The organism is Azonexus sp. IMCC34842 (assembly GCF_050368855.1).
In the GTDB taxonomy this organism is placed as follows: domain Bacteria; phylum Pseudomonadota; class Gammaproteobacteria; order Burkholderiales; family Rhodocyclaceae; genus Azonexus; species Azonexus denitrificans_A.
The window spans coordinates 257,510-270,534 of the sequence record NZ_CP178449.1 but is presented as its reverse complement, the minus strand read 5'-3'; the positions used below and the strand labels follow the sequence as shown (position 1 = coordinate 270,534).

Annotated in this window: 15 protein-coding genes; 4 read left to right on the top strand and 11 right to left on the bottom strand. The window is 64.4% G+C overall.

Annotation, left to right across the window (positions count from 1 at the left end; translation table 11 throughout):
• The 6 genes from ACLIKD_RS01280 to ACLIKD_RS01255 all read right to left on the bottom strand — a co-directional run bounded on the left by ACLIKD_RS01280 (position 1) and on the right by ACLIKD_RS01255 (position 4,712).
• Positions 1 to 573, bottom strand: coding sequence for a diheme cytochrome c-553 (locus ACLIKD_RS01280; protein ID WP_226418512.1), 573 nt, complete (start codon positions 571 to 573; stop codon positions 1 to 3).
• A 41-nt stretch (positions 574 to 614) separates the two neighbouring features.
• Positions 615 to 1,574 (bottom strand): alpha-ketoacid dehydrogenase subunit beta, encoded by a 960-nt coding sequence (locus ACLIKD_RS01275; protein ID WP_428826846.1) that lies wholly within the window; start codon positions 1,572 to 1,574, stop codon positions 615 to 617.
• 10 nt (positions 1,575 to 1,584) lie between these two features.
• Positions 1,585 to 2,547, bottom strand: a complete 963-nt coding sequence (locus ACLIKD_RS01270; RefSeq protein ID WP_428826845.1) for a thiamine pyrophosphate-dependent dehydrogenase E1 component subunit alpha — start codon at positions 2,545 to 2,547, stop codon at positions 1,585 to 1,587.
• Between the two features lie 135 nt (positions 2,548 to 2,682).
• On the bottom strand, positions 2,683 to 4,020 hold the full coding sequence (locus tag ACLIKD_RS01265; RefSeq protein WP_428826844.1) for a GAF domain-containing protein: 1,338 nt from the start codon (positions 4,018 to 4,020) through the stop codon (positions 2,683 to 2,685).
• Entirely contained in the window at positions 4,017 to 4,493 is a 477-nt protein-coding gene (locus tag ACLIKD_RS01260) for a pyridoxamine 5'-phosphate oxidase family protein (RefSeq protein WP_428826843.1), read from the bottom strand. Before ACLIKD_RS01260 ends, ACLIKD_RS01265 begins: the two co-directional genes overlap by 4 nt.
• Positions 4,494 to 4,583: 90 nt before the next feature.
• Complete coding sequence (locus tag ACLIKD_RS01255) at positions 4,584 to 4,712, bottom strand: hypothetical protein (RefSeq protein ID WP_264180028.1); 129 nt, start codon at positions 4,710 to 4,712, stop codon at positions 4,584 to 4,586.
• A 65-nt stretch (positions 4,713 to 4,777) separates the two neighbouring features.
• Between ACLIKD_RS01255 and ACLIKD_RS01250 the strand changes: the two genes are divergently transcribed.
• Positions 4,778 to 5,095, top strand: coding sequence for a hypothetical protein (locus tag ACLIKD_RS01250; protein WP_428826842.1), 318 nt, complete (start codon positions 4,778 to 4,780; stop codon positions 5,093 to 5,095).
• Here the strand turns inward: ACLIKD_RS01250 and ACLIKD_RS01245 are convergent.
• Positions 5,092 to 5,613, bottom strand: coding sequence for a DUF7338 family protein (locus ACLIKD_RS01245; protein ID WP_428826841.1), 522 nt, complete (start codon positions 5,611 to 5,613; stop codon positions 5,092 to 5,094). The genes ACLIKD_RS01250 and ACLIKD_RS01245 overlap by 4 nt on opposite strands.
• A 257-nt stretch (positions 5,614 to 5,870) precedes the next feature.
• On the opposite strand from ACLIKD_RS01245, the gene ACLIKD_RS01240 reads away from it, so the two are divergent.
• Both ACLIKD_RS01240 and ACLIKD_RS01235 read left to right on the top strand, forming a co-directional pair.
• The gene (locus ACLIKD_RS01240; RefSeq protein WP_428826840.1) at positions 5,871 to 7,124 is read left to right on the top strand and encodes an HD-GYP domain-containing protein; all 1,254 of its coding nucleotides are present in this window, start codon (positions 5,871 to 5,873) and stop codon (positions 7,122 to 7,124) included.
• Positions 7,121 to 8,797, top strand: coding sequence for an ATP-binding protein (locus ACLIKD_RS01235; protein WP_428826839.1), 1,677 nt, complete (start codon positions 7,121 to 7,123; stop codon positions 8,795 to 8,797). The genes ACLIKD_RS01240 and ACLIKD_RS01235 overlap by 4 nt, the downstream gene beginning before the upstream one ends.
• Here ACLIKD_RS01235 and ACLIKD_RS01230 read toward each other — a convergent pair.
• Complete coding sequence (locus tag ACLIKD_RS01230) at positions 8,794 to 9,288, bottom strand: VOC family protein (protein ID WP_428826838.1); 495 nt, start codon at positions 9,286 to 9,288, stop codon at positions 8,794 to 8,796. The genes ACLIKD_RS01235 and ACLIKD_RS01230 overlap by 4 nt on opposite strands.
• Before the next feature lie 22 nt (positions 9,289 to 9,310).
• Positions 9,311 to 9,790 carry an SRPBCC family protein gene (locus ACLIKD_RS01225; RefSeq protein WP_428826837.1) on the bottom strand — a complete coding sequence of 160 codons (480 nt, stop codon included), beginning with the start codon at positions 9,788 to 9,790 and terminating at the stop codon, positions 9,311 to 9,313.
• Positions 9,791 to 9,976: 186 nt separating this feature from the next.
• On the opposite strand from ACLIKD_RS01225, the gene arsC reads away from it, so the two are divergent.
• Positions 9,977 to 10,330 carry an arsenate reductase (glutaredoxin) gene (gene arsC / locus ACLIKD_RS01220; RefSeq protein ID WP_428826836.1) on the top strand — a complete coding sequence of 118 codons (354 nt, stop codon included), beginning with the start codon at positions 9,977 to 9,979 and terminating at the stop codon, positions 10,328 to 10,330.
• 73 nt (positions 10,331 to 10,403) lie between these two features.
• Here arsC and ACLIKD_RS01215 read toward each other — a convergent pair whose 3' ends face one another.
• Both ACLIKD_RS01215 and nudC read right to left on the bottom strand, forming a co-directional pair.
• Positions 10,404 to 12,056, bottom strand: coding sequence for a nucleotide sugar dehydrogenase (locus ACLIKD_RS01215; protein ID WP_428826835.1), 1,653 nt, complete (start codon positions 12,054 to 12,056; stop codon positions 10,404 to 10,406).
• 200 nt (positions 12,057 to 12,256) lie between these two features.
• On the bottom strand, positions 12,257 to 13,021 hold the full coding sequence (nudC, locus tag ACLIKD_RS01210; protein WP_428826834.1) for an NAD(+) diphosphatase: 765 nt from the start codon (positions 13,019 to 13,021) through the stop codon (positions 12,257 to 12,259).
• Positions 13,022 to 13,025: the final 4 nt, after the last annotated feature.

The following is a 13,025-nucleotide window of genomic DNA, read 5'->3' as shown; positions in this document are numbered from 1 at the left end:
CTAGCGCCCGGCGACCGGTGGCTGGTATTCCACCACCCGGTTCTTCACCGCCGGCTGCGCCATCAGGTAGACGTAGATCGCCTGCAAGTCGCGCTCGGTCAGAGTGGCCAGCGACTGCCAAGGCATCGGCGGCATGATCGGTCGGGCCGGACCGACGTGCTGGCCGCTCTTCATCGCCCGGACGAAATCCTTGGCCGTCCAGTTGCCGATCCCGGTTTCCCGGTCCGGCGTCAGATTGGAAGCGTAGGAAAGCCCCCACGGGCCTTTGAAGGCGGTCATCGAGCTGGCGCCGGTCCAGTTCCAGTCCTCGCCTTCCAGCTTGGGTGGCGGGCTGAGCAGCAGGTTTTCCGGGTGACCGGAAAGGCCGCGCGCCATGTCCTTCTCCGGGCCGTTCGGCCCCATTTTGAATGGCGTATGGCAATCGACACAGCCGCCATAGTTGACCAGGTAGGCGCCGCGTTTGAGGCTGGCCGCATCCGGCCCGGCCGCCGCGCTGAGCGGCAACAAGCTGCCGAGTGCGGCGACGATGGAGAGGGAGCGAACAAGGGACTGTCGGGAGTTGGGGTGCTTCATGATTTTTCCTTTTTTGGATTGAAAACGGGTGAGCCGGCCGATCAGGCCCGCATCAGGCGGCGCGCCGCCGCAGCGATGGCCTCGGCCGACGGGGCACAGGCCTGTTCCAGCGGATAGCTCGAAGCGGCCGGCGCATCCGGCCCGCCGAGCCGGGCAATCGGCGCCCGCAGCGCAGCGAAGGCCTGCTCGGCGACCAGCGCGGCGATTTCCGCTCCGACGCCGCACAGCCGGTTGGCTTCATGGGCGACGACCAGCCGTCCGGTCTTGCGTACCGAGTCGACAATGGTCGCGGTGTCGAGCGGCTTCAGCGTGCGCAGGTCGATCACTTCGGCCGCGACGCCCTCGCCGGCGAGCGTTTCGGCGGCCTGGGCACAGGCATGGACGGTCTTGCCGTAGGAGATCAGCGTGACGTCGCCGCCGCGGCGCCGTACAGCGGCCTGGCCGAGCGGCACCAGATGCTCGCCGTCCGGCACTTCGCCGGGTTGATAGAGCAGGCCGATATCCATGAAGAACAGCACCGGGTTGTCGTCGCGGATCGCCGTCTTGAGCAGGCCCTTGAAGTCGGCCGGAGTGGATGGCATGACCACCTTGAGGCCGGGGCTGTGCACGAACCACGCTTCGTTGTTGTGATTGTGCTGGGCGCCGACGCCCCAGCCGCCGCCGGTCATCGCCAGCGTGACCAGGGGAAAGGAGAACTGGCCGCCGGACAGGTAACGCAACTTGCCGGCGCTGTTGACCAGTTCGTCCATGGCGTAGCAGAGGAAAGGCGCGAAGAGCAGGTCGATCACCGGACGCAGGCCGCAGCCGGCCGCCCCGACCGCCGTTCCGGCAATGATGCCCTCGGCCAGCGGGGTGTTGCGGATGCGCCGGGCGCCGAATTCTTCGAGCAGGGCATGGCGCTTCGTCGCGGTGCCCTCGCCGAACATCAGGACCGTTGGGTCGCGGCGCATTTCTTCGGCAATTGCGGCGTCGACCGCTTCGATTGGGGTCAGGGTAGGCATGGCGGTCGTCTCAGGCGTAAACATCGGTGGTCATTTCGCTCAGCGCCGGGTAAGGCGAGGCTTCGGCAAAGGCCAGCGCGACGGCGATGCGGCTCTGCACCTTGTCGGCCAGCGCGGCATCCTGGCTCGCCGTCAGGCGCCCGGAGGCGAGCAGACGGTCCCGGCAAGCGGCGATCGGGTCGCGGGCCGCCCAGGCGGCGCGCTCCGCCGGATCGACATAGGCCTGATCGTCCGGCTCGAAATGACCGCGACTGCGGTAGGTATAGGTTTCCAGCAGGAACGGCCGGCCGCTCGCCCGCACCTCGGCGGCCGCCGCGCGGGCTGCGGCGAGCACGGCTTCGACATTGTTGCCGTCGACGGTCCGGGCCGGAATGTCGTAGGGCACTGCCCAGTCGGCGACGTGGTCGCGGCGCATCGTTTCGCGGCGATGCACGAAGGCCTGCCACTGGTTGTTTTCGCAGACGTAGAGGATGGGCAGATTCCACACCGAGGCGAGGTTCAGCGACTCGTGGAAAGCGCCTTCGCAGGCCGCCCCATCGCCGAAAAAGCAGACGACGATGCCGGGCTTGCCGAGCATGCCCTGGGCCAGCGCGACGCCGGTGGCCAACGACAATTCAGCGCCGACGATGGTCGAGGTCAGGACGACGCCGAGCTCCTTGACCGAAATGTGCAGCGAGCCGCTCTTGCCCTGGCAGTAGCCGGCGCTGCGGCCCATCACCTCGGCCAGCAGACGGCCGGGATCGGCGCCCCGGGCGATCAGGTGGGCGGCGCTGCGATGATTGGTCAGGATCAGGTCGTCGCCGCCGAGCGCATTGACGACGCCGACCGCCGCTGCCTCCTGGCCGACCGAGGTGCAGGTGCCAGGCACCTTGCCGGCGGCGCTGGCCTCGACGATTTTTTCTTCATAGGCGCGAATCAGCAGCATCTGCTCGTAAAGCTGCGGCAATTCGTTTTCGCTGGCTGGGCGGGTCATCGTTGTCTCCATCAAGAAATGATGAAAGCAAGTCTAGGCCGCCCCGAAACGCTGACAAGACGGCGCAGCGCCGCTTAAGAATCTTTTAAGAAGCGCTGAGCAAAGATTTAAGGAAAGCGGCCCGCCGCCAGAATTTCAGCCGTCGAGCAGTTGCAGCGGCTGGTCTACGGCCAGCGCGAAACGGCCCCGCCCGGTCTTGTGCAAATGGATACCGGCGCCGCGCTCGGCGAGCCGGCGCTGGAGCAGGACCAGCCGCGCTTCGAGATTGTCGCTGACGCCCGGCAGGCGGATGCGCGAATCGAGGCGCAGGCCCTTGTTGGTGAACGAGGTGCGGCGGCGGGCGACGAAATCGCTGAGCAACGCCCAGAGGATGGCCCCGGCGACGCCCTTGATCAGGTAATCGTCATCGAGAAAAATGCTGTCGCTGCCGGCAAAATAGCGGACCAGCAAGGGCTGGCCGGAGGATTCGACTTTGCCGTGGTCATTGGCCGGCAGCTCATCGGCCAGTTCCTCGACCTGCTGGTGATAGTGAATCGCCATGCCGAGGTGGGCCGCGAAGGCGACCAGGGCGTCCTCGTCGTCGTAACCGAAATGCAGGTCGGCGACGCTTTCCAGGTAGAGCACCCCGAGCAGGCGGTCATGGGCGACGATCGGCACGGCCAGCTGGCTGCGCGCCTCGGGCAGGCCGGGCAGCGGAATGGCGGTTTCCAGCGCATCGGCCATGCCGTCGGCCGCGGCGCTGTCGCGGATGGCCCGGCCGTAGGCATACTCCTTGGTCATGAAACCGATGCGGATCGGCGTCTTCTCGCGGGCGCAAATGCCGATCACCCCGGCCCCGAAGGGAATTTCCGAGCCCACCCCGGATTCCGGGTAGCCGCGGCTGGCCAGCGTATACAAGCGGCCGCGCCCCTCGTCATGCATCAGCAGCATGACGTGATGGAGGGCGAACTCGCTTTCGAGACAATCGAGCGCCGTATCGAGCAGGCCGGTCAGCGAAGCGCAGGTCGCCAGCCGGTTGGTGCTCCGCCGCAAGGCGGTCAGGTAATTGAGCGAAGGCGGCGGCGGGGTCAGCGTCGGACCGGGCAACTGCTCGATGCCGAGAATGCGGTAGATATCCGCGCCGCGCAGGTGAAAGACCCCGGCCATCCCGGTATGCGAGGCGATGCCGGCCAGCTTGGCCTTCATTTGCTCGAACAGCGGGCCGCTGGTCTCGGTGTGCAGGTATTCCAGCGTCAGCACGTATTGCGCGGCGGTCAGCGGATTGGTCGTCAGCAGCCTGACCCGGGCATTGACCAGGATGTTCTGCCGGGTGCGGTTGAAGAACTGGTAGGAGAGCGCGACGTGCTGGTTATCGACGAACTGGACCTGCGACAGATAGGCGAGATTGGGCACGCCCTCGCCATCGCAGGTGGCGATCAGCCCGGGGATCACGCCGTCCAGACATTCGCGGATGGTTTCGATGCGGAGGCTCATGGCGTGCCGCCGATCGACTGCCCGGCCCGCGGTCCGGGCGTCTGGGAAAAAGCCGCGCAGGGCGAGAAGGCGACCATCACCAGGGCGTCGGGCCGATAGGCGAACAGCGTCCGGACCACCGACTCGGGCACCCCTTCCGGCGCCACCTCGACGACGAAGTCCGCCAGATGCTCGGCGATCAGCGGCAGATCGGCCGGATCGAACGGCAGCACCTCGGCATCCTCGCCTTTCAACTGCAAGGTCCGGTTGCTGCTCGGCAGGCAGAAAACGCAGGCGACCCGCCGGTTGGCGCGGATGTCGGCGAGCAAGGCCGGGGCCAGCGTCGCATTGAGGAAAATGCCGACCCGCCGGCCGCCGTCGAGCAGCTTGCAGCCGACGGCGCGCATCAGGTTCGGCAGATGGTCGACGCCGCAGGTCGCCAGGCTGATACTGACGCTGGTCTGAATGAAAGCCGCGTTATCGGCATCAAGCATGGGCCCCCCGGTCCGGAAAGAAAGCAGACCTGCCCTGGTCTGCACGAAGAAGGCGCCCGTGGGCGCCTTCCAATTATCGCCTGAGCAGGCTCAGATTTTCGGTTTGGCCGGTGTGCTCATCTGTTTGCCATCCTTCGCCTTCTCGGCGGAACAAGCCACGGCGTTCAGGCTGCCCAGCGCGAATAGCGTGGCGACCAATGCACAAATCACTTTCTTCATCAGGCTCTCCTTGCGGTTGCGGTTTGCGTTTGATCAATTTATCCGGACGTGGTTCATTACCAAACGTGCAAACCACCACCATCCACCTCCACCACGCCGCCCCCGACCAGCCGGCCGAAGGCCAGCCGTGCAATGGCTGTGGCGTCTGCTGCGCGCTCGAAACCTGCCCGGCGGCGCGCCTGCGCTTCCTGCAAAAACAAGGCCCGTGCCCGGCCCTGGAATGGTCGGCCGACGAAAGCCGTTATCGCTGCGGCCTGCTCGCCCGGCCCGGCCATTACCTCGGCTGGCTGCCGACCAGCGCCGCACCGCTTGCGCGCCGGCTGTTGGCGCGCTGGATCGCCGCCGGCCGGGGCTGCGACTGCAGCGCCAGCAGCGCGGATTAACGCAACTTGACCAGGCGCGGCGAAAACATGAACAGGGCACGCTGCTGCCCGGCGTCGTCGAGCATCCAGCCGAGATTGATCATCCAGCAATAGCCGCTGCGCCCGATCGGCTTGACGCATTTCCATTGCCAGTACGGCCCCATCGCAATGCGCAGAACGCCGTAATGACCGTTGTTGCGGTTGATCGACGGATCGCCGTGAATGTGCCGCTCGCCGCCCATCGGCGCGGCAATCGGCCCCCACTTGAAACCGTACAGACTGTTGCGATAGAGCCAGGCGACCCGCGACCAATAGCCGCTATTGTGCGTCGCCCGCCAACCCGGATCGCCGAGCAGGCTGTTGTCCGGCGTATCGAACCAGGCCAGCCACACTAGCAAACGCGGCTCCCTGGCCTGCCCGTTGCCATTATCGACCGGCCCCATGCGCGACCGGGCAAAGGCCGGCAGGACAGGGGTCAGAACCAGCGCCAGCAGCGACATGACGAACAACGCCACCAGATAAATCAGCCAACGAATCATGCTTGCTTGCCTTTTCGGTTCAAATGACCGGCGAGCATAACCGGCCGGCCGCAACGCGTACAGCCGCCTGCTGCCGATCGCCGTGCGGCGGCCCGATGCCCGGCAAACGGCTTGGCCGAATGACCGGTCCGGCCGGCTGGATTTGACTGGATTTATCGGATATAACTGAATCCGGCCCGTGCGTTTTTCCGGCAGTCCAAACCAGGCAGCAAGTAATGGGGTCCCCGATAGCGATGGCAGACAGTCCAAGGATCACCATGGATCAGCTCCGGATCGGACTGTATGTCTACCTCGACCTGAGCTGGTTCCAGCACCCCTTTGCCTTCAGTCACTTCAAGATCAAGTCGGCGGATCAGATCGCGACCATCCGCGGCCTCGGGCTGAAAAGCGTGCGCTACAACCCGGCCCTCAGCGACCCGGTGTCAACCGACCCGGACGCCCAGCCGAAACCTCCGCCGCCCCGCGAAAACCCGTCGGAATTTGTCGCCCAGGCCCTGGCGGCGAAGCGCGCGATGATGGAGCGGATCCGCGTGCAACGTGAGGCGGCGGCGCGCATTGAGAATGCCTTCATCAATACCGCCAAGACGGTTCGCGACGTCGAGAAGAACCTGTTTACCCAGCCGGCGGAAACCGTGCGCCAAGCCACCCAGCTGGTCAGCCAGATTGCCGAGTCGATCCTCTGCGCACCGGAACTGGCGATCCATGTGATGGGCGACAAGATGGGCGGCGAGGAACTGTATTTTCATTCCCTGAACGTCACCACGCTGGCGATGATGATGGCCCGCGACATCCAGCTGCCGCAGGAGGTGGTCGGGACGCTGGGCATGGGCGCGCTGTTTCACGACATCGGGCGCAAGGAAATCCCGAACCGCATCCTGATGAAAGCCGAGCCTTTGACCCAGGCCGAGCGCCATCTCTACGAAATGCACTGCCAATACGGCGTTGAAATCGGCCAGCGCCTGCAATTTACGCCGGCCGTCCAGGCGATCATTCGCGAACATCACGAGCTGTTCGACGGCAGCGGTTACCCGCAAAGGCTCAAGGGCGAGTCGAGCGGCCTGCTCTCGCGGATTGTCGCGCTGACCAACCATTACGACGAGTTGTGCAATCCGCCCAATATCGCCGATGCGCTGACGCCGCACGAAGCGCTCTCGCTGATGTTCGCCAAGCTGCGCAACAAGTTCGATCCGAAACTGCTGCAGGTTTTCATCCGCTGCCTGGGCGTCTATCCGCCGGGGACCATCATCCAGCTTTCCAACGGCGTGATCGGCATGATCGCCACGGTAAACACCGCCAAGCCGATGAAGCCGATGGTCGTCATCTACGACGCCGAGATTCCCAAGGACGAAGCGATCCTGGTCGATCTGGAGCGCGAAACCGACCTCAATATCGCCAAGGCGATCCGGCCGGCGCAAGTGCCCGGTGAAATCTACAACTACCTCAGCCCGCGCAAGCGGGTCAGCTATTACTTCGATGCCGGTCAGCCCGGCCAGGCAAAGGACACGGCATGAGCAGCCTGGAACGGCTGATGCTCGACCACAGCCCGAGCATGATGCTGCTGGTCGAGCCGAAGGATCTGCGCATCGTCATGGCCAATCACGGCGCCGCCCAAACCCTCGGCTACCCGGACGAAGCGCTGCTGACGATGACCATCACCGACATCGAAAGCTCCTTGCCGGATGTCTTCTACTGGGAAGACGTGCGCAATGGCCAGTACCTCGACATCGACGGCCAGGAAGGTCTCTACCAGTGCGCCGACGCCTCGCTGCTCACCGTCATCAAGTCGGTGCGCGTCGTCGCCCATGCCGGCGAGCCGCTGCTGCTGGTCCAGGCCAGGGACATCCAGAACGAGCGCCAGGTCGAGGATGCGCTCGAACAGACCCTGTCGCAGTTGCGGGCGACCCTCGAATCGACCGGCAACGGCATTCTGGTGATCGACTGGCACGGCAGGATCGCCAGCATGAACCGCCTGTTCAGCACGATGTGGAACATCCCGGAAGACCTGCTGCTCGAACACAACGATGCGGCGATTCTCGAACGGCTGACCGACCAGGTGGTTGAAGCCGATGCCTGCCGGACGCGGCTGCAGGCAATTGTCGACAGCATCGAGACCGAGGAGCTTTTCCGGCTAAAGGACGGCCGCGTTTTCGAATGCAAGTCGCGCCCGCAATATCTCGGTGAACACATTGTCGGCCGGGTGTTCGGCTACAACGACATCACCGAACGGACGCGCGCCGAAGAAGCTCTGCGCGATTCCCGCGACAAGCTGGAAGAACGGGTCCGCGAACGAACCGCCGACCTGGAGTCGGCCAATGCCAGCCTGCTGGCCGAAAAAACGCGACAGACCGAACTGATCAAGAAGCTGGAAGAAGCTCAGAATCAGTTGCTGCAGTCGGAAAAGATGGCCTCGATCGGCCAGCTGGCGGCCGGCGTGGCGCACGAAATCAATAACCCGGTGGGCTTTGTGAACTCCAACCTCGGCACCCTGCAGCGCTACGTCAATGACATGCTGCGCCTGCTGACCGCTTACGAGCAGTTGGAAGGATCGCTGGTGGACGATTTGCTGGTGGACATCAGGCAATTGAAGAAGGAGATCGACGCCCCGTACATGCGCGAAGACATCGGCGTGCTGTTGACCGAATCGCTCGACGGTTTGCAGCGCGTGCGGCGCATCGTCCAGGACCTCAAGGAGTTCTCGCACGTCGACCGCTCGGAACTCGAGCGGGTCAAGCTGGAGACGGGGCTGGACAGCACCCTCAACGTCGTCTGGAACGAACTCAAGTACAAGGCCAAGGTCGTCAAGGAATACGGCGATACGCCGCAGATCGAGTGCCTCCCGTCGCAACTCAACCAGGTCTTCATGAATCTGCTGATCAATGCCGCCCACGCCATCGAGGAGCGCGGCCAGATCACCATCCGGACCGGCAACGACGCGGAAAACGTCTGGGTCGAGGTGGAAGACACCGGCAAGGGCATCGCCCCCGAACACCTCGGGCGGATTTTCGAGCCGTTCTTTACCACCAAGGAAGTCGGTAAAGGCACCGGACTCGGGCTGTCGCTGTCCTACGGGATCGTCAGCAAACATCGCGGACACATCGAAGTGACCAGCGAAGTCGGTCGCGGTTCCCTGTTCCGCGTGGTGCTGCCGCGTAACGCGGCTGCCGCCGGCGCCGCCCCGGCCTAGCCGGCGTAGGCCTGCTGCAGAGCGGCGATGTCGAGCTTCTTCATCTGAAGCAGGGCGGCCATGACCCGTTCGGACTTGCCCGGATCCGCATCGGCCATCATCGTCGCCAGTACGCTCGGCACGATTTGCCACGACACCCCGTATTTGTCGCTGAGCCAGCCGCATTGCTGCGCCGCTTCGGCGCCACCGGCCGAAAGCTTGGCCCAGTAGTAATCAAGCTCTGACTGGCTATCGCAATTAACCTGCAGGGAAATCGCTTCGTTGAACTTGAAGACCGGGCCACCGTTCAAGGCGGTGAATCTCTGGCCAGCCAGTTCAAAGACCACGGTCAGGACGCTGCCGGCCGGTTTGCCATGAATCTCGCGCCCGGCTTCGCCATAATGGCTGACGCTGACAATCCGGGCGTTGCTGAAAATCGAGCAGTAGAACTGCGCGGCCTCTGCGGCCTGGGTATCGAACCACAGGCACGGCGTAATCTTTTGCAGTTGCATGGGATGTCCTCTGTCGGGTGGATCAGAGCGTCGCCACAAGTTCAGCCAGCTGATCGGTAGCCAGCCCCCAGCCGGCGTGAAAGCCCATCGCCTCGTGCGCCTCGCGATCGGCCACCGTCCAGTGGCGGACGCGCGCCGTGTACCTGGTCTGGCCGCCCGCCGCCTCAAAGCTGATGATCGCCGTCATGAACGGCTTTTCCGAAGGCTCCCAAGCCGCGGTATAGGCATCGGTAAACACCAGTCGCTGGTTGGCAACCACCTCGAGATAGATGCCGCGATTCGGAAACTCCTGGCCTTCCGGGCCGCGCATCACGATCAAATTCGAACCGCCCGGCCGGACATCCATCTCGGCGTGCGCGACAGTCCATGGGCGAGGCGTGAACCACTGCCTGAGCAAGGCGGGTTCGGTCCAGGCGCGAAACAGTTTTTCGCGCGGCGCATCGATCAGACGGGTCAGGAGCAGTTCGCGCTCCGGATCGAAAGCCTGCTGTGATGTATTCATCGTCATGCCTCCTCGATGCCTTTTCCGGCCGTGAGAAATTCACCCGAACGACGTGCTGCGGCCGCGACGCCGGACGTAGCGAGCGTTTGTTTTTGATTTATAGCGCAGCAGGAAGTTCCCCCGGTGCCCGACGCCCTGGGTTGGTTACAATCCTGCCCCGCCCCTTGAACCCTGGAAGCTGCCCCCATGAACGCCAGCACGCTCTACCACAACCCGCGCTGCTCGAAATCCCGCGCCGCCCTCGCCTTGCTTGAGGCCCGCGGCATCACGCCGCAGATCGTCGCCTACCTTGAGCAAGCCCCGTCGCCGGGCGAAATCACCATCCTCCTCGACCAGCTCGGCCTGACCGATGCGCGGAGCCTGATGCGCCAGGGCGAAGCCGAATACAAGGAACTTGACCTCGCCAACCCGGCGCTCAGCCAGGAAGCCCTGATCGCCGCGCTGGCGGCAAACCCGCGCCTGATCGAACGCCCGGTTTTCGTGCACGGGGAGCGGGCAATCATCGGACGCCCGCCGGAAAAGGTGCTGGAAATTCTCTGATCCGCTCGCCAGCGGCCAAAAGCGAAAAGGCGCCGAGGCGCCTTTTCGCTTTTTCACTTGCGGCTATCGCCGGTCAATCCTTGCGCACGGCCTGCTTGAGGCGCTGGATATGGCCGCGCCCCAGGCCTTTGACCTCGCAGCCCAGTTCGAAATAGCGGCTGATCGTGGCATCGTCGAGCAGGCCGAAACAGTCGATGACGGCAATCGGCCGCCCGGCCCAGGCAACCACCTGCTCCGGCGTCAGCCCCCGGTAGGCGTCGTGCGGCACGGCCAGGATCAGCGCATCGACGCCCTTTAGCGCCTGCTCGAGATTGTTTTCGACCTTCAACTGTGACAGCTCGTCCTGGTTGCGAAAAAAACGCTTCCACGACAGGCCCGAAGTCGGGTAACTGTCCTGCTCGGCGAATTCCCACCACTGTTCGACATAGGGATCGTGCGCCCGCATCTCGGCGCCCATTTCGGCCAGCTTGCGGACCACCAGTTCCGAGCCGCTGTAGCGGGTGTCGCCGACATCCTGACGATAGGAGGCGCCGGCGATCAGCACTTGCGAGGCGGCGATGTAGCGATCCATGTTGCGCAGCGCATCGCGCGTCAGTTCGGCGACGTGCAGCGCCCGCGTATCGTTGATATCGACCGCCACCGGCGTAATGCGGAAAACCTTGTCGCCGTCCTCGAAGCCGAGAATGTGCTTGTAGGCCCAGTAGCCGAGGCCGCCGTCCTTGGGCAGGCAATAGCCGCCGATGCCGGGCCCGGGGAAGATCATGTTGCTGTGCGTCGGCCGCAGCTTGATGGCATCGACCACCTTGACCAGATCGACCCCGTTGCGCTCGGCGAAGATCGACCACTCATGCAGGTAAGCCAAGATGGTCGCCCGGTAGCTGTTCTCGACGATCTTCGCCGTTTCCGATTCGATCGGTCGATCCATCACCGTCAGCGGGAATTTCTCGGTATTCAGCACTTCGCGCAGGAATTTCTCGACCCGCGCCCGGGCCAGCGCGTCGCAACCGGCGCAGACGCGCCAGAAGTCGCGGATGCTGGCGACGTATTCGCGGCCCGGCATGACCCGTTCGTAGGAGTGGGCCAGCAAGGGCACTGTTTCGATGCCCCGCCCGGCGAACGCCTTCTTCAGGATCGGCCACGCGACGAACTCGGTCGTCCCCGGCGCCACGGTCGTTTCGATCAGGCTCAGGCAATCCGGCCGGATATGCTGGCCGACCGTCTTCAGCGTCGCCTCGAGCGCCGCCATGTCGCATTCGCCGGATTTCATGTTGCCTAGTTCCTGCTTCAGGAAATCGCACTGCACGTCGATCACCACGCAGTCGGCCAGATCGAGGACCTGGCTGTTGTAGCTCGCGGTCAGCGTCTTCTTTTCCAGCACGCAGCGGCCGATCAGCACATCGACCTGCGGGTCTTCGGCCTTGACCGGCGAGACGCCGCGATTGAGCAGCGGAATCTTCCAGAAGGAGCGCGTCGACGGCCGCTGGCAACCGATGACGAACTTGCTCGGCCGGCCATCCTGGTCTTCGCAGTCGGCGACGATGGCCGCCATCACCGCGCCGACGAAGCCGACGCCCATCACCACCACAACCTCCTGCCCGCCGGCCCGCGCCGCATCGGCCAGCGCCTTGACCCGCGCGTATTCGGCGGCATAGTCGGAAGCCTCCGGCAGGGCGAATTCTTCTCCCTGTGGCGAGGTGGAAATTTTGCTTTGAGTTGCCGACGACATAGGAACTCCTGATCTTGTTTGAATTTTGTCGCGTTTGCCGTTGCGATTTGCGGTGCGGATCTTCGGCTCCGGCCAGATGCCCGGAGTCGGCCTCCCCGGCCGCCCGATCAAATCCACGCGGGATAAGTTACACCCATCCCGCGCCGGCAAACGATAACAAATTCACGGCCGGCGCACGGTCCACGCCGTGGCGGGGCCGACTATCGCCGGGCGGCGTCGATCAGTCTCCGGGCGATGCTGATCGGCTCCGGCAGCAGCGGCAGCGCGTCGAGCGAGAACCAGTCGGCGGCCTCGATTTCGCTCGGGTCCGGGGTGATCGTTCCGCCGGCATAGTCGGCAAAGAAGGCGACCATCAGCGAGTTGGGGAATGGCCAGGGCTGGCTGTGGAAATAGCGCAGGTTGGCGATTTCGACGCCGACCTCTTCGCGCACCTCGCGGGCGGCGCACTCTTCCAGCGTTTCGCCGGGCTCGACAAAACCGGCCAGGGCGCTGAAGACGCCCGGCTTGAAATGCGGACTACGGCCCAGCAACAGCTTGTCGCCATCGCGCACCAGCACCATGACTGCCGGCGAAATGCGCGGGTAGGCGAGCAGCCCGCAACTCGGACAGCTCATCGCCGCTTCGCCGGATTTCATCAGCGTCCGGCTGCCGCACTTGCCGCAGAAGCGGTGGTTGGCCTGCCAGTCCAGCAACTGCGTCGCCCGGCCGGCCAGAGCAAAGGTTTCCGGGCCGGCCAGCTGGAAGATGGCGCGCAGCGGTGTGGCCTCGCCGCCGGGAATGTCCGGGAATGCGGCGACATCGACCGCATGGCAGGGCTGGCCGTGTAATTCGCCGACGTACAGGACGTCTTCCGGATCGCCGAAGGCGGCGGCCGGGCCGGACGGAAAAAGCCCCGCCTCAGCGTTGGCTGGCATGGCCAGCAGTCGATGTTCGCAGCGCAGAATCCAGTAAACCGTTTTACTCATGATC

Bases quoted from the DNA above. Each gene is read 5' to 3' on its own strand.
- ACLIKD_RS01225 (WP_428826837.1), bottom strand. From the start codon at position 9,790: ATGAATACATCACAGCAGGCTTTCGATCCGGAGCGCGAACTGCTCCTG.
- ACLIKD_RS01280 (WP_226418512.1), bottom strand. From the start codon at position 573: ATGAAGCACCCCAACTCCCGACAGTCCCTTGTTCGCTCCCTCTCCATC.
- ACLIKD_RS01215 (WP_428826835.1), bottom strand. From the start codon at position 12,056: ATGTCGTCGGCAACTCAAAGCAAAATTTCCACCTCGCCACAGGGAGAA.
- ACLIKD_RS01245 (WP_428826841.1), bottom strand. From the start codon at position 5,613: ATGATTCGTTGGCTGATTTATCTGGTGGCGTTGTTCGTCATGTCGCTG.
- ACLIKD_RS01255 (WP_264180028.1), bottom strand. From the start codon at position 4,712: ATGAAGAAAGTGATTTGTGCATTGGTCGCCACGCTATTCGCGCTGGGC.
- ACLIKD_RS01240 (WP_428826840.1), top strand. From the start codon at position 5,871: ATGGATCAGCTCCGGATCGGACTGTATGTCTACCTCGACCTGAGCTGG.
- ACLIKD_RS01270 (WP_428826845.1), bottom strand. From the start codon at position 2,547: ATGACCCGCCCAGCCAGCGAAAACGAATTGCCGCAGCTTTACGAGCAG.
- ACLIKD_RS01260 (WP_428826843.1), bottom strand. From the start codon at position 4,493: ATGCTTGATGCCGATAACGCGGCTTTCATTCAGACCAGCGTCAGTATC.
- ACLIKD_RS01230 (WP_428826838.1), bottom strand. From the start codon at position 9,288: ATGCAACTGCAAAAGATTACGCCGTGCCTGTGGTTCGATACCCAGGCC.
- ACLIKD_RS01235 (WP_428826839.1), top strand. From the start codon at position 7,121: ATGAGCAGCCTGGAACGGCTGATGCTCGACCACAGCCCGAGCATGATG.
- nudC (WP_428826834.1), bottom strand. From the start codon at position 13,021: ATGAGTAAAACGGTTTACTGGATTCTGCGCTGCGAACATCGACTGCTG.
- arsC (WP_428826836.1), top strand. From the start codon at position 9,977: ATGAACGCCAGCACGCTCTACCACAACCCGCGCTGCTCGAAATCCCGC.
- ACLIKD_RS01275 (WP_428826846.1), bottom strand. From the start codon at position 1,574: ATGCCTACCCTGACCCCAATCGAAGCGGTCGACGCCGCAATTGCCGAA.
- ACLIKD_RS01265 (WP_428826844.1), bottom strand. From the start codon at position 4,020: ATGAGCCTCCGCATCGAAACCATCCGCGAATGTCTGGACGGCGTGATC.